Below are 26,428 nucleotides of genomic sequence, written 5' to 3' on the forward strand. Positions count from 1 at the left end.
GCGCGGCTCCTCATCAACTCCGCTGAGACACAGGAGCGTTGAAGCTTGCGCCGAAGCTGCCACAGAGCCGCCCTCGTTGTCTGTGACACGTCACACGAAGCCGGGGCGGCATACTCGGGGCCGCACCTGGTAAGTCACCGAGGGAAGATTCATGGGACGGATGCGGGTTCTGCTGTTGGACGCGGCTCCTGGGGAACTGCTTGATCGTGAGCTGGAGCGCCTGCTCGGGCACGGAGCGGCCGTCACGCTGAACCTCCGGCGGGTGGCCGACCGGGCGAGCGCGCGGGCCGCGTGGACGGACCGGGTGGACTTCGCCGACTTCGACGCCTTCGACGAGTCGTTGCTGATCGCCGAGACCGTCCGCGACGGGCTCGGCCATCACGCCGTGAAGTCCCGGGCGGGCGTCCCGTTGCGCGCCGCGTTTCTGGCGGCGGCGACCGATCCGGCGCTGGTGAACCCGCTCCGGGTGATCGGTCGGGCCGGGGCGGGCACCGACCACGTCGACCTGGCCGCCGCCGCCCGCCACGGCGTCGCCGTCACCCACACCCCGGGTTCCAACGCGACCGCGGTCGCGGAGTTCACCCTGGCGCAGCTGCTCGCCCTGATCCGGAACCTGTCGGGGCACAACGAGGCCGCGCACCACGGCCGCTGGAGCGCGCCGACCACCCCCGCGGTCGAGCTGTCGGAACTGACCCTGGGCATCCTCGGGCTCGGCCGGATCGGCCAGGCGCTGGCCGAGCGGGCGGCCGCCCTCGGCATGACCGTCCACGGTCTCTCCCGCCGCCCGGCAGCGGCGGCGGTGCCCCGAGCCGAGTCCCTCCGCGCCCTGCTGGCCGGCAGCGACGTGATCTCCCTGCACCTCCCGCTCACCCCGCAGACCCGGGGAATGATCGGCCAGGCGGAACTGGCGCTGATGCGGCCCGGTTCGATCCTGCTGAACACCTCCCGGGGCGGAATCGTCGACGAGCAGGCCCTGGCGGACGCGCTGCGCGACCCGGCGCACCCCCTGGCGGGCGCCGCCGTCGACACCTTCGCCCACGAGCACGCCGCTTTCAGCTCCCCGTTGTTCGGCCTGTCCAACGCCCTGCTCACCCCGCACGTCGCCGGGATGACCCGGCGCGCGATGGCCGAGGCCGCCCTCCGCTGCGCCGACCACATCGCAGCGCTGCTCACCGGCCGCCCGGAAGGCGTCCCCGTGGTGACGCCGTAACGTATGCGGTCGCTGGGGCGCTGTTCAGTGCTGCTTGCGTCGCCCTCCGGGTGACCGGTCCCGCCCGGTCGCCGGGGCGGCCGCACCGGCGTCGCGGCCGTACGGGACCCCGTCGCCGTGGACACCATCGTCATCGAGGTGCCCTGGCACGCAGGAACCGACCTGCACGATATGCATGTGCTGTGAAGATCGCTCGAAACAGCGCGGATCGGACTCCTCTTCGAAGGCGGTCCACGGGCCACCGGGTCGGCAATGTCCGGGTACACCTGCCGTCACTGAGCGCGGTCGACTACGGTGTTCCCGGACATTGATTGCCTGATCAGCCCTGACGAGGACCTGTGCAGACCACACCGCTCAGCCCCGAGGACCCTTCCGAGGTCGGCGGCTTCGAGCTGCTCGGCCGGATCGGGCACGGCGGCATGGGCCAGGTCTATCTCGGCGAGTCGCCCGGTGGAGAGCCTGCGGCTGTGAAGGTGATCAAGGCATCGGTCGTCGACTCCGAGGCCCGGCTGCGCTTCGCGCAGGAGATCGAAGTCCTCAAGACGGTCTGGGGCCCGCGCATCGCCGCGTTCCTGGACGCCGATCCGGAGGCGGAGCGGCCGTGGCTGGCGACCGAGTACGTCGACGGTCCCGATCTGCGCCGGCACATCACCACCAACGGCCCACTCCCGCCCGTGCTGGTCGCCTCCCTCGGCGCGACGCTCGCGGAAGCACTGGCGGCTGTGCACAAGCAGGGTCTGGTCCACCGTGATCTGAAGCCGGCCAACATCCTCCTCGGCCCCAACGGTCCGAAGATCATCGACTTCGGGCTCGCCGTGTTCTCCGAGGCCGGGGTGACGCTCACCGCCCCGAACACCGTGATGGGCACCCCCACCTGCATGGCCCCCGAGCAGGCGAGCGGCGTCAAGCCGCTGACTTCCCCGGTGGACGTGTACGCGCTGGGCGCGGTGCTGCTGTACGCCGCGACCGGCCACTATCCGTACGAAGCAGCCAACATCCACGTCCTGTTCAACATGATCATCCAGAGCGGGACCGAACCCGACCTCTCGGGTGCTCCGGACGAGCTGACCCCGCTGCTGACGTCGATGCTCGCTCACGCCGCCGGGGACCGGCCCACGATGCCCGAGGTCGTCCAGACGTGCCGGGCCGTGATCGAGGCGCAGGGTCTGAAGGTCGCGCAGGCCCGCCGCCGGCTGACCACACACACGGCGCCCGGGCCCTTCGTCCGATCGTCCGAGCTCCCCACGGAGCCGCTGCCGCAGCCTGCCGCCCGGGTCCCGGCCCCCACGCTGCCGATCACGCAACCCCTGCCGACCCTGCCCGGTCCGGTGGACGCGCCCCCGCACGCGCCGGCCCCCACGCTCCAGGCGGACATCGCTCCCCACAAGCCGGCCGCGCCCGCTGTGCGCCCCGCCCGTATCACGAAGCGCGCCGCCGCCCCCGCGCCGCTGCGCCACTCGGTGCAGGCGCGCAAGGTCGCCCAGCAGTTGCGCGAGACGTACGCGCAGAGCGCCAAGTTCTGACCTCCGGGCCCCACGCCCCGCGCCCCGCAGCACCCTCCCCCCGCACCACCCCGCAGAGCAGCAACAGCACAGGAGGCAGCGCCCGTGACCGTCGAGCAGGAGCGCACGGACCGGCCCGCAGATGTCGTGGCGGACGCGCAGTATCCGCCCGGTGCGCAGATCGTCGTGCGCGACGAGGAGTGGCTCGTACGGAACGTCACGCGCACCGCCCACGACGGCGACCGGATCGAGGCGGTGGGCGTCTCGGAGTTCGTCCGCGACCAGGAGGCCGTCTTCTTCACGGCCCTGGACGACGTGGAGCTGATGGACCCGCGCCGCACCAAGCTGATCGCGGACGACTCGGCGAACTTCCGCCGCAGCCGCCTCTTCCTGGAGGCCGTACTCCGCAAGACCCCGCTCCCCCAGTCCGAGCGCGGCCTCGCCCTCGCCGACAGTTTCCTGCTCGACGCCCTCCCGTACCAGCACCGCCCGGCTCAGCTCGCGCTCTCCGGTCTCAACCTGCGGCCCCGGTTGCTGATCGCCGACGTGGTCGGCCTCGGCAAGACGCTGGAGATCGGCCTCACCCTGGCCGAGCTGATCCGGCGCGGCCGGGGCGAGCGCATCCTCGTCGTCACACCGCAGCACGTCCTGGAGCAGTTCCAGCACGAGCTGTGGACCCGGTTCGCCATTCCGCTGATCCGGCTGGACTCGGCGGGCATCGAGAAGGTGCAGCGGGAGATCCCGGCGGGCCGGAACCCGTTCACGTACTTCAAGCGGGTCATCGTCTCCATCGACACCCTGAAGAACACGGACCAGTACAAGCATCATCTGGAGCAGATCCGCTGGGACGCGGTCGTCATCGACGAGTCGCACAATTTGATCAACCGCGGCTCGCTGCGCAACCAGCTCGCCCAGCTCCTCGCGCCCCGCACCGACGCCCTCATCCTCGCATCGGCCACCCCGCACAACGGCAACGCCCGCTCCTTCGCCGAACTGATCGCGCTGCTCGACCCGGCGGCGATCCGCAACCCGGAGCACTACGACGCCGACGACATCAAGCACCTGTTCATCCGCCGGACGAAGGTCAGCCCCGAGGTCCGCGAGACGATGAAGGGCCAGTGGGCGGACCGGGGCCCGTCGGAGTCGGTGCACTGCGCGGCGACACCGGCCGAGGAGAAGGTGTTCGAGGAGCTGGCGCGGGTGTGGCTGCCGGCTCCGGGGGAGGGCACGTCGGTCAGCGAGGTGCCGCTGTTCCCGTACACGCTGCTGAAGTCGTTCCTCTCCTCGCACCGTGCCTTCCGGGCGACGGTCTCGGCCCGGATCAAGACGCTGCTGAAGAAGGACTTCGCCGACCCGGACTCGCCGGAGCTGGTGGCCCTGCGCAGGCTGGACGAGCTGACGGCGGGGATGACGGAGTCCGACTCGGCGAAGCTCACGGCGCTGGTCGGGCAGTTGAAGGCGATCGGCGTCGGCCCCAAGTCGGACACCCGGGTCGTGGTCTTCTCGGAACGCGTCCAGACCTTGGAGTGGCTGCGGGAGGCAGTGCCGGCGGCGCTCGGCTTCAAGGGCAAGGCGCTCGGCGAGGCGGCGCGCGTGATGCACGGCGGACTCTCCGACGAGCAGCAGATGCAGTGCGTCGAGGACTTCGGGCTCGCCGACACCCCCGTACGCATCCTCTTCACGGGCGACGTCGCCTCCGAGGGTGTCAACCTGCACCGCCAGTGCCACCAGTTGATCCACTACGACGTGCCCTGGTCGCTGATCCGCATCGAGCAGCGCAACGGCCGTATCGACCGCTACGGGCAGGCCCACCAGCCGCAGTTCCGCGCGCTGATCCTCACGAGCGAGGTGGACGGCGCGAAGGACGACCGGACGGTCGCGGAGCGGCTGCTGGAGCGGGAGGACGAGGCGCACCGCTCACTGGGTACAGCGGAGGCGGTGAGCGGGCTCTACCGGGCGGAGGCCGAGGAGAAGTCCCTCGTCCAGGACCTGCTGCGGGGCCGCACGGTCGACGAGTCGCTTCAGCGGTCGGCCGAGGACGCGGCGGCGGCGAAGGACGACTTCCTGGCGGACTTCTTCGCGGAGGTCGACGCCTTCGACGGCACCGAGGCGGAGGCGGCCCCGGCCGCGTCCGAAGTTCCCGCGGCACCGGCAGACGACGACGGTACGGGCCCGGCGCCCGCGCCCGCCGTCGTGCCGCGCCTGTTCGCGGGGACGCGGGAGTTCGTCGACGAGGCGCTGCGCGAGGTGTTCCCGGACGCGCAGCGGCAGTTGGAGATGGACCGCGACGACGAGACGGGCCTGATGTCGTTCCGCCCGCCGGCCGATCTGGTCCACCGCATGAAGGCCCTGCCCCCGGACTACCGCCGCGAGCAGCGCCTCCACGAGCGGATGCTGGTGACACTGAACCGCAAGCTGGCCAACCTGTCGCTGGTCCGCGCCCGCGAGTCGTCCACGTCCAGCTGGCCCGACATCTCGCTGCTGACCGACCTCCACCCGGTGGTGGAGTGGCTTACGGACAAGGTCCTGGTCAACCTGGGCCGTCAGGAGGCCCCGGTCATCACGGCCGATGTCCCCGCGCCCACCTACCTCGTGCAGGGCATCTACTCCAACGCGCTGGGCCGCCCGACGGTCGTGAAGTGGATGACCGTTCGGGACGGGGTGGCCTCCGACGACATGGTCGACGCCCTGCGCCGGGCCGGTGTCGGCCCGACGATGGCCAACCCGCTGCACACCCACGACCTCGACGCCCTCGCCGCCGGCATCCCGGACGCGCTGCGGGCGGCGGAGGTGTTCCTCGACAAGCACAGCGACGACTGGGACCGCGCCTTGGAGCAGCCGATCGAGAAGTACCGGCAGCGCCTCGGCGACTGGGAGCAGCTCAGCCTCGGCGGTACGACGAAGACGGACCTGACCCGGCTCGCCGACTCGCTGCTGACCACCGGACGCCCCATGCTCCGCATCCTCGCCGTCCTCGACGCGGCCTCCCCCGCGTCGTCCTCCGCTTCCGCCCGCGCCTGAACGAACCAGGAGGTTCCTACCGCCATGACGTACGACTCCCTGGTCAACCGCGGCGACTACTTCTCCGCGCACTACCTGGCCGAGGTCTTCCCCAAAGACCTCAAGTCGGGCCTGCTGGCGAAGTGGAAGGAACGCGAGGAGGAGGCGAAGACGGCAGCCGCTGCGGACGCGACCGCCGAGGAGACCGAGTCTGCCGCCGACGCGCTGCCCGTCACCCCGCGCCTGGGCCTGCGGGCCCTGCGCCGCCCGTACTTCAAGTCCCGCGCGTACTTCGCCGACGCGGCCGGCGACGACACCGAGGACGGCGACGCCCTCACCTACGAGCGGCCCGAGTGGCGCACCCGCGCGGCCGAGCTGAACGCCTCCGTGCTGCGTGCCTTCGGCTACGACGCCAAGCCGCAGACCCTCACCGTGCGCCGCGCCGACACCCCGTACGAGGTTCAGGTCGCGCACGCCGAACCGGGGCTCGTCGCCCTTGACTGCGGCTGGGCGGCCGAACCGGACGCCGCGCTCGACCCGGACGGGGCGGGCCGGCTGCTCAACCCGCTGCGGCTCGACGGGCAGAACACCATCACGACCGGTTCCAAGCTGGCCTCCTACCTCTTCGCGAGCGAGGACGCGCCCCGCTACGTGCTGCTCCTCGCGGGCGGCGTGATCGTCCTCGCCGACCGGGCGGCCTGGGGCGAGGGCCGCTACCTGGCCGCCTCACTGGACACCGCGCTCGACCGCAACAACACCAAGGACGGCCAGGAACTCGACACCCTGGCGGCCCTGTTCGGCGCCGACTCGCTGCGCACCCCGGAGGAGGGCGGCGAGAACCCGCTCGCCGGTCTCGTCGACAAGTCGACCAAGCACGCTGTGGGTGTCTCGTCGGAGCTGCGCGACGGGCTGCGCGAGTCGGTCGAACTCATCGCCAACGAGGTGCTGGAACGCATCCGAACGCAGGGCGTGCGGCCGGAGGAGGTCCGGGACCTGCCGGAGCTGGGTCGGCAGCTGACGCGCGAGTCGCTGCGCTACCTGTACCGGATCCTGTTCCTGCTGTACGCCGAGGCTCGCCCCGAGCTGGGCATCCTGCCGTCGGACTACCCCGAGTACCACCAGGGATACGGACTCGGGCGGCTCGGCGAACTCGTCGCGGAACGCGACCTGGTCGGCGAGAAGGCGCGCGAGGGCTTCTACCTGTACGAGTCGCTGGACCTGCTGTTCCGGAAGGTCCAGGACGGCTACCGGCCGCGTCGTACGCACGGGGCGGCGGCCACGGAGAGCACGGCGGTCTCCGAGACTTCGGTTTCCGAAGACGTCGGCCTGCGGTTCGAGCCGCTGCACTCCAAGCTCTTCGAGGGCGGGTCGATCCGCCTCATCGGCGCCCGTTCGGTCCCGGACCCGCGCCACGACGAGGACGAGACCGGCGAGCCCCGGTACCTGGACACGCGTCTGCGCAACGCCACGCTGTACCAGGTGCTGCGCAAGTTGATGCTCACCAAGGGCAGGAAGGGCGAACGCGGCGGCTTCATCTCGTACGCCCAGCTCGGCATCAACCAGCTCGGCGCGGTGTACGAGGGCCTGATGTCGTACTCGGGCTTCGTCGCGGGCGAGGAGCTGTACGAGGTCGCGAAGGGCGGTGACCCGAAGGACGGCTCCTGGCTCGTCCCGGCCTCGAAGGCCGACGAGTACGCGGACGCCGTGTTCGTACGGCGACGTGACGAAGAGACCGGCGAGGACCGACGGGTCCGCTACCGGCCGGGCGCGTTCGTGTACCGGCTGTCCGGGCGCGACCGGCAGACCTCGGCGTCGTACTACACGCCGGAGTCGCTGACGAAGGTCACGGTGCAGCTGGCACTCCAGCACCGGCTGGACCAGGACGGGACGAAGACCGAGGCGCGGGAGCTGCTGGACTGGAAGATCTGCGAACCGGCCCTCGGGTCGGGCGCGTTCCTCAACGAGGCGATCAACCAGGTCGCGGCGGAGTACCTGCGGCGGCGGCAGGAGGAGACCGGCGAGGCGATCGACACGGAGAAGTACCCGGTCGAACTCCAGAAGGTCAAGGCGTACATCGCGCTGCACAACTCGTACGGGGTCGACCTCAACGAGACCGCCGTGGAGCTGGCGGAGGTCTCGCTCTGGCTCAACACCATGCACCCGGGCATGGAGGCCCCGTGGTTCGGCCTGCACCTGCGGCGGGGCAACTCGCTGATCGGCGGGCGGCGTGAGATCTACGGGCCGGAGCGGCTGAAGAAGGGCGGCTGGCTGGGGACGACGCCGGAGCGCTTCCCGCTGACGGCGGCGGCTGAGGGGCTTCCGGAGGGGTCCGTGCACCACTTCCTGCTGCCGGCGAAGGAGTGGGGCGCGGTCGCGGCCGAGAAGGAGGCGAAGGCGCTCGCGCCGGAGGACGCGAAGCTTCTGGCGGCGTGGCGCAAGGCGATCACCAAGTCGCCGACTGCGAAGCAGACGGCGAGGTTGCAGGGGCTGGCGCGCAGGGCGGAGTACCTGTGGGGGCTGGTGTGCCGGCGACTCGAGATCTCGGAGCGGGACATCTCGCGGCGCATCGATGTGTGGGGCGCGGAGAGTGCGTGGCTGCGCCAGCCGGTGGAGGCGGTGCAGCGGGAGGACGTGCTGGCTGACCTGGAGGCGGTCGATACGCCGTACTGGCGGCTGAAGACGCTGATGGACGCGTGGTGCGCACTCTGGTTCTGGCCGGTACAGAAGGCTGCGCTGCTGGACGGGTCGGACGGCGCGTACGAGCGGGCCACCGTCGCCGCTCCTGCCCTGACCCCGGAGGCCGCCGCCGAGGACGAGGGCGTACTGATGGCGTGGGAGGTCGACGCGCTTCCGGGGTTCGGGGACGACGCCAAGCAGCTGTCGCTGACGCGGGAGGACGTGGACCGGCGTCGTACGCGGGGCGCTCGGAAGTCGGCGGGCGGCGCGCAGCGCCGGGAGGTGGTGCCGCTGGCGGGGCTGGACGACTGGCTGGAGTTCGCGGAGTCGCTGCTCGGCACGCAGGAGGTCCCTGCAGACTCGCTCATCTCGGAGTTCGAGTCCCTGAGCGAGCTGTCCCCGTACGAGGACGACCTCCCGGACTACATGGGCATGGACCGGGCTCATCACCTGGAGTCGCGGTACCCGTGGTCGGGCGCTGCGCGTGATGTGGCGGTCCAGCAGGGCTTCTTCCACTGGGAGTTGGAGTTCGCTCAAGTCTTTGGGCGAGGTGGGTACGACTTGCAGGTGGGGAACCCGCCGTGGGTAAGGCCCCGATGGGCGGAAGATCTTGTTCTGGCGGAGCTGGAACCTTGGTTCGTGCTGGCTGAAAAGCCCAGTGCGGGCGAGTGGCGCCTCCGCAAGGAAGACCTTCTCGGTACACGCGCAGAGGGCAAGAGCCATCTCCTCAACGAGCTGACTACCCATGGGGGAGCCGTGGCCGTGCTGGGCAGCCCGGCCACGTATCCGCTTCTGGTTGGGACCCAGGGCGACCTCTATCGCGCCTTTATGACGCGCGTGTGGCAACACATCGCACCACATGGCCGCGCGGGCCTGATTCATCCGGACACTCATTTCGGCGGCGGCCGTGAAGGCGTGATACGAGCCGCCACGTACCGGCACTTGCGGATCCACGCCCATTTCGTGAACTCCGCAAACTGGGCGTTCGAAGACCTCAACCGGTCTCAGGAATTCGGGATGCATATTTACGGCACACCGCAACGACCAGACTTCCTACACCTCAGCGAGCTGCGCGACGCAGAGGTGTTGACCGATTCGCTAACCCACGACGGAGAAGGCGCGGCGCCGGGCATTAAGCACAATGGCTCGTGGGACATTCGGCCACATCGAGAGCGCGTAGTGCATGTCGACACAGCGTTGCTGACTATGTGGCAAACCATGGCAGGCTCAACAGGCGAAGCGGCACAAGCTCCGCTGTTGTACCCGGTCCTCGTAAGTGAGCAAGGGGCGATCGAAGCACTGGCCGCCTACGAAAATAGCCTGGCCGACTATCAGCCGTATATCACGAGAGGATACGACGAAGCTGGCGCTAAGAAGGATGGGCTCATCCGCTGGGGGAACCAGGTTGCCTCCCGGCTCTCCGATGTCATCCTTCAGGGGCCGCACTTCGCCTCGGCCCTTCCCTTCTCGAAGGAACCGAGGATCCCCTGCCGGAGCAACAGAGATTGGGACTTGCTCTCGCCTTCAAGGTTGCCCGAAGCGTACGCCCCCACGACCAACTACGTACGGGCCACTGACGAAGCGGCGTTCCTAGCAGCTCAAGACTCTTGGCGTGGAATGCCTTACTCATCGTTTGTTCGGTTGGCATGGCGGCGAATGATCCCATTTGACAGTAGCCGCTGCCTCCACGCCGCTCTTCTACCACCCGGCCCTACGCACATCCATGCTGTGTACTCAATGGCTCTGGCAGACAATCGACTCACGACCCTCAATGCGGGCTTCTGGGCATCACTTCCCCTCGACTATGTACTGCGCATCACTGGCCGCTCAAATCTCCAGGTCGCCGAGGCCGTCAAGATGCCAGCCCCCAACCCAAAACACCCCCTTGCTGCCGCCCTCCTCCTCCGCACCCTCCGACTAAACGCGCTCACCACCCACTACGCCCCCCTTTGGTCCGAGCTGTTTGATCCCCGTTGGGCGGGCTACGAGGACTGGGCCAACCCTCACTGGCCCCACCTGAGGCCCCTCGCCGCTGGCCTCAAGCCGACCTGGGAATACGCCACGCCGCTCCGTACTGAGCACGAGCGTCGGGCCGCGCTTGTCGAGCTCGATGCCCTTGTCGCCGTCTGGCTCGGCATCACCGCCGAACAGCTTGTTGCGATCTTTAAATCACGCTATCCACAGCTTTACGACTACGAATCAGTGTCCTACTTCGACGCCAACGGCCGGAAGATTGCAGGTGACTTCAATACCTACGGACATGGCCAGACGAAGCAGGATTACCTGGACCTACTCGCCCACCTAGAGAGCCCAGAGACGACCTCGCCGCCCCGGGGCTACACCGCGCCGTTCTATAAGGCCGACCGGGAGACCGAGATGCGGGCAGCGCACGCGCACTTCCAGGCGCGGCTCGACGCGGAGATCGCCGCCGGCCGTTGGTCTCCGCCGGAGCCCGCCCCGGTGGACGTCTGACGCAAACGCCGTGGGGCGGCCCCAAACAACTCGGGAACCGCCCCACGCCAAGCCGACCGCCTGCCTACACGGCAACGCTTCCCGTCGCGAACCCGACGAAGGCGTGCCACGCCTGCGCCTGCACGGTGAGCATCGGAACGGTCGTGTCCTTCGAGTCCCGAACGTGCACGCTGTCAGGACGCGCCGCGACCTCAACGCAATCGCCGCCGTTGCCAGCGCTGTAACTGCTCTTGAACCAGGCCAGCTCCTGCGTGCCCCGCCCAGTCAGCTGCGCAATCATCTGTCTCTCAACAACCTTTCGACCAAGGCCAGTGACTCAGCTGGGGTCAGCGCCTGCGCTCGGATGATCCCGTACGTGGCTTCCAGCTCCCGGACCCTGCTTCTCTCCGTGTGCAGGCGACTGTCGCCCTGCACCTCTGTATAAGCGATCCTCCGCCCATCCTGCATCTCCATCAAGGTGAACGGGCCTCCAAGTCCGGCGTGTTCTCCACGCGCAGAAGGCATCACTTGGATCTCGACGTTCCGCTTCTGGCCGACCAGCAGAACCTGCTCCAACTGCCCTCGCCACACCGCGTCACCTCCGATGCGCTTCTGGAGCACCGACTCCTCCATGACGAAGCTTAGGAGCGGAACAGGACGACGGCTGAAGATCTCCTGTCGAGCGAGTCGCGCCGCGACCCGTTCCTCGATGACGGACTCGTCCAGCAACGGCCGCCACTGCTCGAACACCGCGCGTGCATACTCCTCCGTCTGTAACAGGCCCTTGAGCACAAGGCTGTCGTACGAATGGAGTTCGATAGCCTGGCGCTCCAACTTGGCCGCATCCCGGAAGAACGCGGGATACTGCGCCCGCGCGACCTCCTCCTTCATCTCCTTCAACACACCCCGCGCCCCAAGCAGTTCATCCGCCTGGTCGATGAACGCCGGCTGCGGCACGCGCCGACCCTGCTCGTAGCTCGCGATCGTCGACGCCGAGTAACCCGTCATCGCGCCGAACGCCGCGCGGTCGTGCTCCGCCCACTCGCGGAACCGCTTCAACTGCCGCCCGAACACACCCAGGATGCCCGCCCCGAGGCCGTCCCCGTCCCCGCGCGCACCCCCGCCCGCATCCCCACTCCCCTGTCCGTACCCGTCACCGTCGCCCGCACCGTGCGCGACACCGAGCCCCTGCTCGTCCTCAATGGTCATCCGCACCACCACCTCCCGCGTGCAACGCCGTCAGCCGTCTCCCCGACACGCCTCACCCCGCGTACAGCCACCCGGCCCCCGCGTACACACCCGCCCCGTACCGCCTCACACCCCACCAAGCCCCGCCCGATCAACGGTACGCACCTCACATCCCCGTTCGCCTGGAGAACGCCCCCGTTCCCCCGACCGGGCGACCCCTTGCCCGTCGAGTTCGGCCCGGTAACGGTAGTGACGACGTATCTCCCGCTCGATCCGTCGCACTGGCCCGGCGCGGACACGGCGCGAAGCCCGTCCACGCACGATGGCGAAGCCGGTCACCGGTCCGCCAACCCGCCCATCAGCTAAGTGATTTGGGCCATGCCACAGAGGCTGTGCAGTTAGTGTGACCACATCCTCTTCACACGCTCCTCACAGATGGGTGCCTGGCGCTTGAACAGCCGATTTCTGCAGCTCAGCGTGGAGAACTTCCGCACGCTCACCCGCGTGCGGCTCCCTTTGGGTCCCCTGACGGTCCTGGTGGGTCCGAACGCGGCGGGAAAGTCCAACCTGTTGCGCGCCTTCGAGTTCCTGGCAGATGTGGCCAACGTCGGCATCGAGAGTGCGCTGACGGCGCGCGGGGGCTATCAAGAGGTCGCCTACCGCGGCGGTGACCGCACTCTGGCCGCCATGCGCATCACGCTGGAGGGCATCTGGACCGACCATGCCTCCGACGTCGCCCCTGACACGTACAGCCTCACGCTCATGAACCGGCGTCTCCCCAGTTCACCGCACGGCACCTTCTCTCTCTCACGCCGCGAGCAGTTCATTCTCCACACCGAACCGGACGCACCTTCCGTGATCCGAGTGCTCCAGGAGACCGCAGAGGCGGAAGGCCCCACTCGCACCGCCGAACACCTGCCGGCCCGGCCGAAACTTTCACGCTGGGCAAGTGGCCTCGAGGGGGCCCTTCCGCTGGCACAGTCGAGCAGCAGCGCCGCCGCCGTCAAGGTTCTTGCCGGCCACCTCGCTTCCGTGCGGATCTTCGACGCCGACGTACGGGCCGCACGACGCCCCGCGGCCGTCGGGTTCCCTGGGCAACTCCTGGCGAACGATGCGTCGAACCTCGCCGACTTCCTCCTGGAGCTCCAGAAGGATTCGGATGCCTGGACGGCCCTGCTGGAGGACGCGACGACGCTCGTCCCGTCGATCGAGGACATCTACATTCGCCCCGCCCCCGGCAGCCATGACCGCGTCACCGTGCAACTCAAGGAACGCGGCCTGCGTGGCAGTACCCAGTTGGCAGACGCGTCCTTCGGCACCGTACGCATCCTCTGCCTGCTCGCGCTCCTGCACGACCCGCATCCCCCCGTTCTGACATGCATCGAGGAGATCGATCACGGTCTGCATCCTCACGCGCTGGCGCTGCTCGCGGACCGGCTGCGTGAGGCGAGCGACCGGACGCAGTTCTTGGTGAGCACACACGCGCCGGTGTTCGTCGATCAGCTGGAACCGGAGGAGTTCATCGTCTGCGAGCGCGACGAGAAGGGCGCGTCTCTCATTCCGGCGATCAGCACCGAGAGGATCCACGCCATCGTGGATGCGTCGGAAGGGCTCCCGCTGGGCGAACTCTGGTTCTCCGGGACACTGGGAGGCATCAATTGAAGGCCGGCAAGAAGGGCTCGTCCGCCAAGCAGCTGATCGCCGTTGCCGGCGAAGGCCGATACGACCGCGAAATCCTGCGGCATCTCATCCCGGTCGTACATGCCATCCCTGCTGCGCGGCGCCCCAAGATGGCCCAGATCACCAGGGACATGCGCCTCAACAAGGCGGACAATCAACTGGCTCCCCGTCTGCAGGTGCTGAAACAACTGGCACAGGGTCTCGCCGCCAAGGAGCAGGCAACGCTCCTCGGCATAGTCGTACACGTCGATCTCGACCACGTCATCGACGACAACTACACGGAGCGACGCAAGCGCCTCGCGGCGGACCTGGAACGCACCTTCGACTGCGAAACGGCTCTCGCCCTCGCCGCGGACGAGATCGAGGCATGGCTGATGCTCTTCCCCGACGCCTTCCCCAAGGTGAAGCCGGGCTGGAAGCTGAAGGACCGCGATCGGCAGCGTGACCTCGGTCGCATTCTTGGCACGAAGGAGCACTTGAAGACCCACCTCGGACACCCCATGTACCGCGAGAGCGACGCACCGCTCGTGATGAAAGCCGCCGTGGACCACAACTTGGTGAACTCATGCCAGGCCAAGCGGAATCAGTCGTACGCGGATTTCATAGAGGACCTTAAGCGATGGCCGGGCAAGACGAGGTAGGTGCCGGCGCTCGGAGCGAGGGCAGTCGTCATCGTGCGGCTCGCACAAGCGTCACGATCCCGAAGCGGTTCACACGGCAGGCTGTGTCAGAGTCCGACTCATCCGGCCGGCCTGCCGAGGAAACAGTTGTGTCAGAACGAAATAGATCGGCGAGCCGACTGCCTGACGTGCGGTAAACGTGCCCGCATCACTCACGGACCTGCTTCGGCGGGGGCCAGACTGTCCGGTTCGTTGATCTTCCCGAAGGGGATGTGAACGCTGGGAGTGTTGCGGAAGGTGCTGGTCAGATGGCTGACCTGGTCGTCGAAGAAGATGTGAGGCTTGAGGTCCCGCATGATCGTACTCTTGTCTATGCCGCCTAGAAAGAAGGCGTCGTTGACGGTCACTCCCCAGCCTTTCAGGCTGCGCACCGCGCGTTCATGGGCGGGTGCATTGCGAGCAGTGACAAGAGAGACATGCACGCGGATCTCGTATTTGGGGTCCCTTGCCCGCTGCTCTTCTTCACGCCGCTGGAGTCGGTTGATGTTGGCCAAGAAGTCCCGCAAGGGCCCCGGGTCGTGTGGAGTGGCTGCGTTCATCATCTCGTGAGAGCGGAATCCCTCGATGCCATCGCTCTGATAGATCCGCTCCGAGGAGTCGTCGGCGAGCACGCCGTCGAAGTCAAAGGCGATCCGCAGATCTTGGTCATCGCCCTCGTCGGCTGCGACGGCGCCCAGGACTCGGCCTGCGGGCAGCCCGAGTGCGACGGCTTCGCGGACATCAGTCTCGTTCGCGGACAGAAATAGGGACATGTTCAGGGCTGTCATGAAGCGGTAGGGAGAGCGGCCCTGCATGAAGATGGCGCGGCTGATCGGCAGGCCGTGGGCCTGGATGGATCGCATGACCCGCAACCCGGTGTCGGGGTCGTTACGGGAAAGGATGATGACCTCAACCAGAGGGTCATCGGGTGAAAGATCGTTCAGGGACAGCAGTCTGCGAATGAAGGGAAAGGCGACGCCCTTACCCAGCTTGTCGTCCAGGTGCTGTGCCTGATAGGCGCGATAGACCTCCTCCCCCTTCTCGCGAAAGACGGCATCCGCCTCAGCCAGGTCGAACAGCGCACTGGAGGCGATACCTATGACCAGGCGCTTCTCAAGTTCGTAAGCCACAGCACTCTCCGTTGCATCAAATCGCACACCCGTCTCAATCATGGTAACGGGTAACCCCTTCCACGGAGCCAGCCAACGCGGGGACTTCAGAGGAGGCCTATGGCGCCGCGCAGTTCGATTTGTCCATTCGGGCAGCCGTCCGGGCTTCCCGGCGGTCAGTCAGGCCATCGCATAGGCACGGACGACCGTCCAAGGAGAGCCCCCGAGCAAGAGAACGTGCCGACATCCGGCCCTCTCGCCATGGTCCGCGATATGAGGCAGCGAACCGGTCCCGGAGCGTGAGTTCCCGACAGCAGCAGTCGTCCCGGTGGCTTCCGGGGACTGCGTCTGAGGGTGACGACTGAGAAGGACGGCGATCCGACTCGAAGCAGCAAGTGCCCCTAAAACTGCCCGCAGTCGGCCGATACCCGTGCAGACGTGCCAGACAGACTCCTACTAAGTTGATCACTCACGTCTGCAACGGGGAGGCAGCACAGTGAGCGGACTCGCACCTGAGCTGAAGTTCATCGCCGAAGGAATGATCCGCGGCTCCATGGGGCTGATCGAGTCCATGCGCGGTGCCCGCGACACCGCCATTGCCCTCGGCCACGAGCTTGCGCGGCAGCACGGGATGGCCGGAGACGACGACGCGGGGCGGGCGTTCGCCAAGGTGTACGTATCGGCCGCGTCCGCCACCTTGAACCAGATGGGCTTCAGCTCCTACGTCCTCGGGGAGACCAGCCGCGGTCTCATGCGCACAGCGCGTGAATTCATGGCGCAGGAAAGCAAGCTGGTCGCCCAGCTTCTCGGCAAGCAGGTCGATCTGACCGTAGGCATGGGCGACCCGGGGGCCGACTGCACCGAGAACTACCTCGGCCTGGGGCGCGAACTGCCCGAAGTGGTCGGTGAGACCGCCTGGTACGACCAGTACGCACCATCAGGAAGGAGCGACCGGTTTCGCGGCTCGCAGGAGAAGATCCGGGACGTCGCCGGGTCCTGGCGGCAGGCCGGCTCCCTGATGCAGCGGTTCCTGGAAGACGCGCAGACCTACTCCAGTACCGCCGGCAAGGCTCACTCCGGTGAGGCCGCGGACGCCTTCCGTGCGTACGTCAAACACTTCGTCGGCCTCACCTACCCTCCGGCGAAAGCAGAGGTGGACGAGCCCCTGGTGACCAACCTGGTCGCCGCATGCTCGCAACTGGCCAAGGCATGCGACCGGTACGCGGACCACGTCGAGGCGGCCAAGGAGAAGATCCAGCACCACCAGAACGATCTCTTCGCCGTCGACATGCCCTGGGACCAGCCGATGTTCGGGGCGAACGGATACGACGGCGGCCTGCACGACGCGGTGCTCAGCGACCCGTGGATACAGGACCTGGGCAACGTGGCAAACGCGCTCGACTCCGCCGCCGAGCGAGTCAAGCTGCCGGAGCCAGAGGGGCCTACGCCTCCCGGTCTGCCCGGAGTACCCTTCCTGCCGCCGTTCATCAGGGTGCCTGTGCCCGTCCCCGTGCGCCTGGCGTCCTTCCCGGGGTCCACGGCTCCCATGTTGCTTCCCACCGTCAATCCGGTCGACCCCGGCATCCCGTTCGCCGACCCCATACCTCCCGCCCCGGCGAGTACTCGCCTCCTCACCGCTGCGGAGCAACAGCAGTTCCGCACCTGGGCCAACACTCTGCGCCCCGGAGGACTGGCCGGGGGCGGCGGGCCCCATAATCCGGACAACGCCTACCAATTGCGTATCGCCGGCTACCCCGAGCGCGAGGTACCGCTGGCGGGTCAGAAGCGCGGGCTCATGGTGGACGGCATACGCCCAGCCGACGGCCACCTCGTCGAGGCGAAGCATGTCCGGGACCCGGACTGCAAGAAGAAGAGCTTCAGGTCTCTGGACAGGGTCGATGAGACCCTGGCCAAGCCGGTCAAGGTCAACAGTCAGGGCAAGATCGCGTGGGATCCGCTGGTGGACTCCATGTACAGCAGTGACGAGCAGGAACTGACGAGATACAAGCAAGCCATGGCCAACCCCGCGAACCACGAGATTCGCGGCTTGGAGATTGTCACGAACGGCAGAGACAACGCTGCCTACTGGCAGTCCATGATGGCGATGACGGGGACTCCCGGGTCGACGCGCTACGTGCCGTGAATCAGCTGTGAATCAGAGGAACAGAGTGGTCACCGAACGCAACATCCGTACCAACATCGGCTTCTACCCCCCGCAGGAGGACGGCGGCGCCTGGCGCTCCAGCCTTCTGTCACTGGAGCGGGCTCTCCGACGGGACTTCCCCGATGCTGTCATCGAGCACCGGATCTCGGCGTTGCACGGCCAGCAGGCGCTCGACTTCGAGATCGCGCTGGCTCCGGATGTGTGGGTCGTCGGCACCTCGTCCATGGAAGAGCCCGACTACGCCTTCATCACCCTCACGGATGTCACGGCCGACGAAGCGGCCGTCTTCGGCACATGGCTGCGTGACTCGTTCGCGCCGGCACCGGACCTCGTGAGGTTCGTCAGCAGCCTCGCCATGGCCAACGGCGAGGAAAGGCCGTGGGTCCTCCCGGCCACGGGCGGCAGCGAAGACGTCCTGACGGAGATCCGACGGCACATCGACACCTTCGACGTCTTCTGAACCGCTGATGGATGAGGACGATGAAATCGTCGACCGCGCTTGAACAGCAGGAAGGAAGGTGGAGAGCACTGATCAGCAGCTCCACCGATTCCGGCCGCGCCGGCCTCTTCACCCGAGTGCGGAACGCACTGAGAAGCAGGCTTAGTCTGACTGAATGACGGCCCGACACAGCCCGCAGTCGTGCGCGGAGTTGAGATCGGTCCTCGTGCCACCGAAGATGTTCTTCGGCCACGGCGCATCACCCGGATGTGCTCGTGCACCCGTTGCCAGGGCAGTCAACACATCCAAGGGGGCCGCTGTGCAGCGGGTTGGTCACAAGGCCGGAGCCGGAACCTCATGAGGCACCGCTTACAACTCGCGCTCCAGATCATGCTGGTGCTCGTCGCCAGCCTGCTCGGCATCGTCACCAACTACGCCACGGGCGTGGACGATGCGCCCTGGCTGCTGCAGGCCATCCAGCAGGCGTCCGTGCCGGCAATCGGGCTGTTGATCGTGGCGATGGTGGTCGGACAGGTCGTCGTCTACCGGATGGAGAACCCGGCGCCGCCGCGGGTCGAGTGGCCACGGGACCGGGTGCCGTACCCCGGGCTGGACGCCTTCGACGAGGACGAGGCGGCGGTCTTCTTCGGCAGGGAGGTGCAGGCCGCCGAGCTCACCCGCAGGCTCCACGCAGCGACCGTGCGTCCCGCAGACCGGTTCCTGGTCCTGGTGGGCGCATCGGGCAGCGGGAAGTCCTCGCTGATCAGGGCGGGTGTGATGCCCCGGCTGCGGGAGCGGCGGTGGACGGTGCTGCCGGCCTTCTCCCCCGGGCCGAATCCCCTCGGCGCGCTGGCCGCCGCCATCGCGGCCGCCGGCGGCGAGCAGGAGACGGTGGCCACCGTCCTGCGCAGACTCCGCCAGCGGCCCTCGGCGCTCAAGGCTGAACTGTCCCGTCTCCGGGGTGGCCGCTTCCGGCGAACACTGCTCGTGGTGGACCAGTTCGAGGAGGTGGTCACTCTCGCCGGGGGACGCGAACGCGCGCAGTTCCTCGACGCGCTCCGATCGTGCGTCGAGCAGGACTGCGGCATCCGGGTGCTGGCCACTCTCCGGGTGGATTTCCTGGGACAGCTTCTCGCCACCAGGCAGGCCGAGGTGGTCCAACACCCGGTCGCCATCGGCACACTGGGCAGAGGCCAGCTCGCCGAGGTGGTCGAACGCCCGGGTGCTCTGGTCGGTCTGTCGTTCGCGCCGGGCGTCGTGGACGCCATCGTCGACGAGACGGGAGCGGACGACGCCCTGCCGCTGCTCGCGTACCTCTTGCAGGAGCTCTACTTCGCTGCCGGACCCGGCGGGACGGTCACCGAGGAGATGTACCGGGGGCTCGGCGGTGTGGCGGGCGCACTGGCCCGTCAGACGGACCACACCGTGGCGGAGCTGGGGCCGGACAACGGGATCGACTTCGTGCTCAGGGTTCTCCTTAAGTTCGTGACCGTGCAGGGCCAGGAAGTCGCCCGCCGCCGCGTACCACTGTCCGGGCTCACCGCGCGGGAGCGTCACGTCGTGGACGCCTTCGTCGACGCCCGTCTGCTGATGACCGCTGCGGACGGCGACCCGGCCGGGGCGGAGCCGTACGCGCAGGTCGCGCACGAGGCGCTGTTCCGGCAGTGGGCGCCACTGCGGCAGGAGGTCGAGGCCCGCGTGGAGCAGCTGCGTGAACGAGCCGAACTCGAACGATGGGCCGACGACTGGGAGCGCTCGGGCCGCAGCGACGACTACCTCCTCACCGGGGAACGGCTCACCCGCGCCCAAAGGTGGCTCGCCGCGCTGGAGGAGACGGGTCAGGCATCGGCCCCGGCGCGCGCACTGGTCCACTCCTCCCAGCACCGGGACCTCGCCTACCTCACCCGGGTGTCGGAGAGCATCGGCCGGCATGTGCTCAGCAGCGCCGAGACCCGGCCGGAACAGGCCATACTCCTGTCCCTGGCCGCGCTCGGCGAATGCGTGTCGACACCCTCCGCCCGTCGCGGTCTGATGACGGCGCTGAGCGCGAGCCATCTGCGGACCCGGCTCGACGGGCACACGGACACCGTCCGGCACATCGCCTGGTCGCCGGACGGGCGCCGGCTGGCCACGGCGTCCCGCGACGGTTCGGCGCGCGTCTTCGACGCGGCCTCGGGGCGCTCGCTGTTCGTCCTGCCCTGCGACGGCGCGATGGTCGAATCGGTGGCGTGGTCTCCCGACTCTGCGTATGTCGCAACGGCCGGGCGGGAGCATGTCGTCAGGATCTGGGATGCCGCCACCGGCGATCCCGTGCGGCTGCTGACGGGAGCCACCGACAAGGGCAGGCAGGTGGCCTGGTCACCGGATGGCCGGCATGTCGCGGCCACGTCGAGAGAGCAGGTCGTACGGGTGTGGGAGGCCGGATCCGGCCGTCTCGTCCGGGAGATGAGCGGGCACACGGCCGACGTCTGGGGCGTCGCCTGGTCCCCCGACAGCATGCGGCTCGCCACGGCCTCGCACGATCAGACAGCGATCGTCTGGGAGTTGGCCACGGGTGCGCCCAGCACGGTCCTGACCGGGCACGGAGACTTCGTCGAAGGCATCTGCTGGTCGCCGGACGGCCGGTCGGTCGCCACCGGTTCCGGTGACCACACGGCACGGATCTGGGACGCGCGGACGGGGGATCTTCGGCTGTTGCTGCGCCACCACACGGACTACGTGTGGAACCTGGCGTGGTCCCCCGACGGCCGGATGCTCGCCTCCGCGTCCTCCGACCGGACCGTCCGCGTCGTCAGCACCGACGACGCGAAGGTCCTGGCCGTGCTGCGCGGGCACACCGACACCGTGTGGGGTGTGGCATGGTCGCCCGCGGGCGACCGGCTCGCGACGAGCTCGACGGACGGCACCGCCATGGTGTGGGACCTGCGTCCGCGCGGCGCCGAGCACACGCGGATCGACGGGCACACGGGTCCCGTGAACCAGGCCGCGTGGTCCTGCGACGAGTCGCGGATCGCGACAGCGTCCGACGACGGCACGGTGGGTGTGTGGGACGCGGTCACCGGAGCACCCGCTGGGCGCGGGCAGCGTGTCGACGACCGGGTGTGGAGTACAGCCTGGTCGCCGCAGGACGGGTGCCTCGCTTTCAGTGCGAACAGCGGTCTGTTCCGCGTCGTGGACGAAACGGGCACACTGCTGTACGAGGAACGGGGAGATGTCGTCGAAGCGTGCGCATGGTCGCCCGAGGGCCGGAGGATCGCCACCGGCGGGCACGACGGCACCGTACGCATCCTGTCGGCGGACACCGGCACCGAACTCGTCGTACTGACCGGCCACCAGGACTGGGTCGGCCGCATCGCCTGGTCACCCGGCGGCCGGATGCTGGCCAGCTCCTCCGACGACCGCACCTGCCGTCTGTGGGACGTCGCCGAAGGGCGTCAGCTCACCGTCCTGCGCGGCCACGACAACTACGTAGACGATGTCGCCTGGTCGCCGGACGAGTCGCGCGTGGCCACGGCGTCCGGCGACTGGACGGCCGCGGTGTGGGATGTGGCCACCGGCCGCCGTATCGACACGCTGAAAGGTCACGAAGGGCGCGTACGGGCGGTGGCGTGGTCCCCGGACGGGCATCACATCGCCACCGGCTCCGACGACCGCACGGTGCGCGTCTGGACCGCGGCGACCTTTGAGGAGGTCGGCGTCGTCGGTGTCCACCAGGACAAGGTCACTTCGGTCGCATGGTCCCGGGACAGCACGCGGCTGCTCACGGCCTCGTTCGACGGGACAGCACGCGTGTGGGCGGCCGAGCCGGACTTCGACCGGCTCGAAGCACACGCCCGGGGGCGGGTGTTCCGGACGCTCGACGAGGAGGAACGGCGTCAGCACATGCTGCCGTCGACGACGCCGTAGCGTCAGCGGGTCGGCGCGTAGCTCTCTTCGACGGTGCGCTGCTCGGTGTGCAGCAGGTAGTCGTCGGGGTCGAGACCCATCGCCTTGCGTGCCGGTGACGCCCAGTAGAGCGCGTTGCGCTCCTCGAAGGACTCGGGGCCCTCGTAAGAGATCAGCCAGAGGAACTGGTTCTGCTCACGGTCGACCCACGCGCCGCCGATGTCGAATCCCAGCTCCAGGCGCAGCGGGACGATTTCCTCACGCCACCTTTCGGCCCACTCGTCGAGGAGTCCGTCGCGGACGGTGTAGGTGCGGAGCTGAGTGGTCCGGGCCATGCGGGGATCCTCCTGGAGCACGCATCGGTGTGTAGCGCCAACACTACGCGGGCGACTGCCCATGATCCCGTGCAGGAGGGACCACCCGGTGGGCTGCCCTCGGCAGACCGATCCACATGCCTCCGTCCAGGGTGGCGAGCGGGGCCGCACCTGTGATCGAGCGAGCGGCCGCAGTGCGGAGCGTAAGAGCGGAACTTGAGCGTGACCGCCAAAGGCGATGCAGAGTAAGTGAGTTCACGGTCCAGGAGATCGCCCGGCTCCTCGGCAAGCAGGTGGATCCGACCGTCGGATCGCCTTACACCCGCCACGGTCGCGTGAGGCGTTGAACGCGAGTCGATCGCCGCCTGCCACTCAATTGGCCAGAGAACCTTGGGATCGCGCCAAGCTGGTTCGGCCTGCCCAGGAAGCGTTCACCAGTTCGATATATCTGGGAGTGACCAGGTGCTCCGGCACCCAGCCGGCGCCAAGCAACTCGGGGGTTCACCATGCGAATACCGTGGTTCCGTCATGCCCGTGTACGGACGCTCGCACTTCTGACCATCGCGGCCCTGCTGCCCACAGCAGCGCCGTCCTCAGCGGCTCCCGCCGGTGGCGACGATCTGCGCGTCGAGACGTACGTACTGCCGTCGGGGGCTTCGAAACCCTCGTTGGAGGAGGTGCGCAGCGGGCGTGCGAGGGAGGTCCTGCGTCGCCTGACGCGCGAGATGCAGTCCGAGGCCCGACTGCCCGCCGAGACGGTGGGCCCGGCCGCTTCGTACGCACCGCTGGCGAAGCAGCCGTCCGCCACCGCGCCTGCACCTGAGCCGCAGAATCGCTCGACCGCCCGCCTCGCGCCGCTCGCCACCTATCCGGAGCCGGCCCGCACCATGACGTACGACGAGTGCCGCAAGGGCCTCGGCAGCACGCAGAAGTTCTTCATCAAGTCCCGGTTCACCGTCTGCTCAGGTGCGACGTTCCTGCAAACATGGTTGCGGAACAACCGGCCCGTCGGCGAGAGCATGTTCAACGTCCGGGTCGTGGGCACGATTGCAAAGAACAGCCGCGAGATCACGTTCACGTACTACTACACCGAGATGCAGTCGACCGGCTCGACTGCGACGGCAGCCATGCGGATCGAGACGAAGGGCACGATTCCGAAGAGCTGGCCCTCCGGCGTCCGTTACACCCACAGTGGCGCCATGCCGGGCACCAAAACGTTCGACGAACTCAAGCGGCAGCGGACGTACACGCACAAGGTGAACGCCAAGCCGGGCCAAGGCAGCAGCGGCAGCACGGACCTGGTGTTCGCCGTGTACGAACCGGTCATCACCATCACCCCGCCGCCCGGTTGGAAACTGGGCGGCGCGCTCACCGGCAAGCTGTTCATGCTCGCCCCGCGCTGGGATGCCGCCACCTACCTGGCGAACTCGACCGGCGGCGGGAACCCCTCACGGAAGGGCGCGGCCACCTTCAGCTACCTGCCCACCCTGACGTACAGCGCGAAGGCGGGGGCGGAGGAGAGGGCCGTCGCCGAGCACATCCGGACCGCGTTCACCAAGCCGCTCGACACCAAGCCGTACATGTCGGCCAAGAACGTGCCGGGCCAGGAGGCGAAAGCACCGCTGCACCGCCTGGTGGAGAAGACCAGGAAGGAGGACAACCGTAAGGCCGCCGTCAAGCAGTGCAAGCGGTACTGGGGGGACGGCTACTCCTTGGGCGGCATACGGGAATGCGACGAGTACCCGTTCGCCACGACGTACGAGGGCGCGGCGCAGGCCGACCACGATCCCGAGGCCAAGAAGTTCAACTTCTCCGTCCGGCCGATCGACAGGACGGAGAACGGTGCCGGAGGCAGTCTCCTGCTCGGGTTCTACGCGAAGAACCGGCTCGTCGACGGACTGCAGGACGGGTTCCTGGTGAAGATCACCTCGTGATCGACGAGGGCGGGGACCGCCGGGGTCCCCGCCCTCGACGCGTCGTCCGCGCTACGCGGCGCGCCAGAACCGCACCAGGTAGCGCTCCACCCCCTCGGCGGTGCCGGTTGCCGCGGACAGTCCCTCGGCCTCGGCCCGGCCGACGCTGTACACCTGTACCTGCCAGGTGCCGCCGCTGTCCGACAGCGTCACGCTGTGCTCGGTGCGCCCGAGGCTCATTGACCAGACGGCCACGACACCGCTGGTCGACACGTACTCGCACTCCCCGTACTCGTCCCACCGTTCCGGGTCCTCCTCCGGCGGGCGGCCGTCCCACACCTCCGCGGTCACCGCGGCGGTGTGCGTGTGCCCGGCGCTGAAGATGTCGATCCTCCCGGGAAAGGCGGTGAGGAACTGTCCGAACACCGTGTCGTCGGGATACGGCACGGGGAGATCCGCATCGTCCGACTCCTGCAGGCAGAAGCTGTGATATCCGACGTCGGCGTCAAACTGCACCTGTTGAACCAGTTCCGTCACGCCGACTCCTCACCATGAGCTGACAACGTCTCTGCAAAACCGTAACCACTCCCGCACGGTTGACGCTCGAAGTCCACACCCGACCACCCCGTGCCGCCCAGGGTGCCCTGGGATCACGCACTCAGCTCGGGAACCCGGTCCACTTCGGTAGGCGCACCACCACGATCGGCTATGGCGAGCGCACCCTCGGGAACTCACAACGCGTGGCACGCGAACCAGGAAGCAGTCCGGGTCGGACGGTGAGCGCGCCGAGCCGGCACGGCGCCCGCCCGCCGTGATCGTGCAGCCGGAATCAGCCGGCTCTCAGTGCCGAGTGGCTGCCCCGCGGCAATCGCCGTCCCGTCACACGGCACGCGGCGCCCCCGACGCCTCGACGCATCGGGGACGATCACCTCGAACATGCACCCGCAGGGGCGCGGACAGACCGACCGGCGGCCGACCGAGCCGCCTCGCTCCCGTACCCGCGCATCGCACTGTGGCGGATGCTCGTACACCGGGCCTCTGTCGGCGGGTTGCTGCTGGTCAGAGCGGTACGCAACCGCGAATGTGTTGACCGTGACGAATGATCACCGCAGCTACGACCGCCACCCCGGGCCGCCCGGCGCCGGCTCCCGGCCGCGCGCTCTCGGCGTGTCGAAGGGGGACCGACGCACGGCACCCGCTCGTTCGGGTCATTGCTCTCACGGCCGTCGTGTTGCTCCGGCGTGGCGCCCTGATACCGGCCCATACTCGCCGACGCAGTGACGGTCGGCCTCGGTGACTCGTCGATGAACTCCCCACCCGGTCGCCTCCCTTGGACAGCAGACGACACAGGTGGGGTGCGTGTGCACGACGGCGCGGAGACCGCATCTCCGCACAGCGGATGCATCAGGAGGACTATCCCATGCACGACCTCTACAGCCTTCCTTCCGAGGGCGGCCCGTTCGAGAACTACTGCGGTGGCAACCAGGGCGGCGAGCACGAGACCTGCGTCGAGGTCGGCGCGCTCACCGGCTCCGGGACGGCGTTCGCCCTGCGGGACAGCAAGCCCGGCGGCAACGGCAGGGAGCTGCGCTTCACGGCGGCGGAGCTGGACGACTTCGCCCTCGGCTGGGCCAGGAGGCGGGCCCTGGGCATCTGACCGTCCGACCTTGACCGTACTGGCACGACAGCGGGCCGCCCGGCACGAGCACGGGTGGCCCGCACCCTCTGGAGGACGCACATGAGCTGGTCAGGGCACTGGCACGGATTCGGCCCCTGGACCGGTACGCGGACGGCGTACGGGCAGGAAGGGGCGCGGCGCCCCGGACAGCTGACCCACGACGAGCAGACACGCGCGTTCCTCACCGGCACGATGCCGCCCATGCAGGTCGGCCACTGGCTGATGCGCCGGGACCAGGCCGCCACGCACCGGACGTGGACGGATCTGAGCGACGCCATGGACTGGCTGCGGAAGACCTACGAGGCGAGCCCGCCCTTCGAACGCCCGGACGGCAGGCGGGCGTACATCGACCTGGAAGTGAAGAGCGCGTACGCGGCGGACGCGCTCGGGCGCGGCGTCGACGCCGTCTGGGTGCACTACGCGAAGACCACGAACCTCGTCTCCTTCTCCGTCGTGTGCTGCCCCCATCGCTTCCTGCGCGACCTCCCGTGCCCGCTTCCTCCTCTGTCCACCGATGGCCGCCCGGATGGGTGACCGAGCAGCCGGGCCCTTGCGTGCTC

The 26,428-nt window shown here is 68.4% G+C and carries 17 protein-coding genes; 12 read left to right on the forward strand and 5 right to left on the reverse strand.

Annotated features, from left to right (window positions below; genetic code table 11):
- Window positions 1-151 precede the first annotated feature (151 nt).
- The 4 genes from ACWD01_RS10065 to ACWD01_RS10080 all read left to right on the forward strand — a co-directional run bounded on the left by ACWD01_RS10065 (window position 152) and on the right by ACWD01_RS10080 (window position 10,860).
- Window positions 152-1,210, forward strand: a complete 1,059-nt coding sequence (locus tag ACWD01_RS10065) for an NAD(P)-dependent oxidoreductase (protein ID WP_451160008.1) — start codon at window positions 152-154, stop codon at window positions 1,208-1,210.
- Between the two features lie 338 nt (window positions 1,211-1,548).
- Window positions 1,549-2,733: a protein kinase domain-containing protein gene (locus ACWD01_RS10070; protein ID WP_451160010.1), complete on the forward strand. Its 1,185-nt coding sequence runs from the start codon at window positions 1,549-1,551 to the stop codon at window positions 2,731-2,733.
- An 84-nt stretch (window positions 2,734-2,817) separates the two neighbouring features.
- Complete coding sequence (locus ACWD01_RS10075) at window positions 2,818-5,733, forward strand: SNF2-related protein (RefSeq protein ID WP_451160012.1); 2,916 nt, start codon at window positions 2,818-2,820, stop codon at window positions 5,731-5,733.
- A gap of 24 nt (window positions 5,734-5,757) precedes the next feature.
- Complete coding sequence (locus ACWD01_RS10080) at window positions 5,758-10,860, forward strand: class I SAM-dependent DNA methyltransferase (protein WP_451160014.1); 5,103 nt, start codon at window positions 5,758-5,760, stop codon at window positions 10,858-10,860.
- A gap of 64 nt (window positions 10,861-10,924) precedes the next feature.
- Here ACWD01_RS10080 and ACWD01_RS10085 read toward each other — a convergent pair whose 3' ends face one another.
- Window positions 10,925-11,140 carry a DUF397 domain-containing protein gene (locus ACWD01_RS10085; protein WP_451160016.1) on the reverse strand — a complete coding sequence of 72 codons (216 nt, stop codon included), beginning with the start codon at window positions 11,138-11,140 and terminating at the stop codon, window positions 10,925-10,927.
- Window positions 11,137-12,048 (reverse strand): helix-turn-helix domain-containing protein, encoded by a 912-nt coding sequence (locus ACWD01_RS10090; protein ID WP_451160018.1) that lies wholly within the window; start codon window positions 12,046-12,048, stop codon window positions 11,137-11,139. The genes ACWD01_RS10085 and ACWD01_RS10090 overlap by 4 nt, the downstream gene beginning before the upstream one ends.
- Window positions 12,049-12,462: 414 nt before the next feature.
- Here ACWD01_RS10090 and ACWD01_RS10095 point away from each other — a divergent pair, with 414 nt between their 5' ends.
- Together ACWD01_RS10095 and ACWD01_RS10100 are read left to right on the forward strand one after the other, a co-directional pair.
- Window positions 12,463-13,689 carry an AAA family ATPase gene (locus tag ACWD01_RS10095; RefSeq protein WP_451160020.1) on the forward strand — a complete coding sequence of 409 codons (1,227 nt, stop codon included), beginning with the start codon at window positions 12,463-12,465 and terminating at the stop codon, window positions 13,687-13,689.
- Window positions 13,686-14,348: a hypothetical protein gene (locus tag ACWD01_RS10100; protein WP_451160022.1), complete on the forward strand. Its 663-nt coding sequence runs from the start codon at window positions 13,686-13,688 to the stop codon at window positions 14,346-14,348. Before ACWD01_RS10095 ends, ACWD01_RS10100 begins: the two co-directional genes overlap by 4 nt.
- Before the next feature lie 191 nt (window positions 14,349-14,539).
- Here ACWD01_RS10100 and ACWD01_RS10105 read toward each other — a convergent pair whose 3' ends face one another.
- On the reverse strand, window positions 14,540-15,496 hold the full coding sequence (locus tag ACWD01_RS10105; RefSeq protein WP_451160024.1) for a 5'-nucleotidase: 957 nt from the start codon (window positions 15,494-15,496) through the stop codon (window positions 14,540-14,542).
- Between the two features lie 475 nt (window positions 15,497-15,971).
- On the opposite strand from ACWD01_RS10105, the gene ACWD01_RS10110 reads away from it, so the two are divergent.
- From ACWD01_RS10110 to ACWD01_RS10120, 3 genes are all read left to right on the forward strand, one after another.
- Entirely contained in the window at window positions 15,972-17,618 is a 1,647-nt protein-coding gene (locus ACWD01_RS10110; RefSeq protein WP_451160026.1) for a restriction endonuclease fold toxin-2 domain-containing protein, read from the forward strand.
- A 25-nt stretch (window positions 17,619-17,643) separates the two neighbouring features.
- Window positions 17,644-18,099, forward strand: a complete 456-nt coding sequence (locus tag ACWD01_RS10115) for a hypothetical protein (protein WP_451160028.1) — start codon at window positions 17,644-17,646, stop codon at window positions 18,097-18,099.
- A 336-nt stretch (window positions 18,100-18,435) separates the two neighbouring features.
- Entirely contained in the window at window positions 18,436-21,984 is a 3,549-nt protein-coding gene (locus tag ACWD01_RS10120) for an nSTAND1 domain-containing NTPase (RefSeq protein WP_451160030.1), read from the forward strand.
- A gap of 2 nt (window positions 21,985-21,986) precedes the next feature.
- Here the strand turns inward: ACWD01_RS10120 and ACWD01_RS10125 are convergent, their stop codons facing one another.
- Window positions 21,987-22,298, reverse strand: coding sequence for an NIPSNAP family protein (locus ACWD01_RS10125; RefSeq protein WP_451160032.1), 312 nt, complete (start codon window positions 22,296-22,298; stop codon window positions 21,987-21,989).
- A 485-nt stretch (window positions 22,299-22,783) separates the two neighbouring features.
- Here ACWD01_RS10125 and ACWD01_RS10130 point away from each other — a divergent pair, with 485 nt between their 5' ends.
- Entirely contained in the window at window positions 22,784-24,211 is a 1,428-nt protein-coding gene (locus ACWD01_RS10130) for a NucA/NucB deoxyribonuclease domain-containing protein (RefSeq protein ID WP_451160034.1), read from the forward strand.
- A gap of 51 nt (window positions 24,212-24,262) precedes the next feature.
- Here ACWD01_RS10130 and ACWD01_RS10135 read toward each other — a convergent pair whose 3' ends face one another.
- Window positions 24,263-24,727 (reverse strand): hypothetical protein, encoded by a 465-nt coding sequence (locus tag ACWD01_RS10135; protein WP_451160036.1) that lies wholly within the window; start codon window positions 24,725-24,727, stop codon window positions 24,263-24,265.
- An 883-nt stretch (window positions 24,728-25,610) separates the two neighbouring features.
- Here ACWD01_RS10135 and ACWD01_RS10140 point away from each other — a divergent pair.
- Entirely contained in the window at window positions 25,611-25,847 is a 237-nt protein-coding gene (locus tag ACWD01_RS10140; protein WP_451160038.1) for a DUF397 domain-containing protein, read from the forward strand.
- Window positions 25,848-25,928: 81 nt separating this feature from the next.
- Window positions 25,929-26,402, forward strand: coding sequence for a hypothetical protein (locus tag ACWD01_RS10145; RefSeq protein ID WP_451160040.1), 474 nt, complete (start codon window positions 25,929-25,931; stop codon window positions 26,400-26,402).
- Window positions 26,403-26,428: the final 26 nt, after the last annotated feature.

This window comes from Streptomyces sp. NPDC002835 (assembly GCF_053591995.1).

Bases quoted from the DNA above. Each gene is read 5' to 3' on its own strand.
- ACWD01_RS10125 (WP_451160032.1), bottom strand. From the start codon at position 22,298: ATGGCCCGGACCACTCAGCTCCGCACCTACACCGTCCGCGACGGACTC.
- ACWD01_RS10145 (WP_451160040.1), top strand. From the start codon at position 25,929: ATGAGCTGGTCAGGGCACTGGCACGGATTCGGCCCCTGGACCGGTACG.
- ACWD01_RS10085 (WP_451160016.1), bottom strand. From the start codon at position 11,140: ATGATTGCGCAGCTGACTGGGCGGGGCACGCAGGAGCTGGCCTGGTTC.
- ACWD01_RS10065 (WP_451160008.1), top strand. From the start codon at position 152: ATGGGACGGATGCGGGTTCTGCTGTTGGACGCGGCTCCTGGGGAACTG.
- ACWD01_RS10130 (WP_451160034.1), top strand. From the start codon at position 22,784: ATGCGAATACCGTGGTTCCGTCATGCCCGTGTACGGACGCTCGCACTT.
- ACWD01_RS10140 (WP_451160038.1), top strand. From the start codon at position 25,611: ATGCACGACCTCTACAGCCTTCCTTCCGAGGGCGGCCCGTTCGAGAAC.
- ACWD01_RS10095 (WP_451160020.1), top strand. From the start codon at position 12,463: ATGGGTGCCTGGCGCTTGAACAGCCGATTTCTGCAGCTCAGCGTGGAG.
- ACWD01_RS10120 (WP_451160030.1), top strand. From the start codon at position 18,436: ATGAGGCACCGCTTACAACTCGCGCTCCAGATCATGCTGGTGCTCGTC.
- ACWD01_RS10090 (WP_451160018.1), bottom strand. From the start codon at position 12,048: ATGACCATTGAGGACGAGCAGGGGCTCGGTGTCGCGCACGGTGCGGGC.
- ACWD01_RS10080 (WP_451160014.1), top strand. From the start codon at position 5,758: ATGACGTACGACTCCCTGGTCAACCGCGGCGACTACTTCTCCGCGCAC.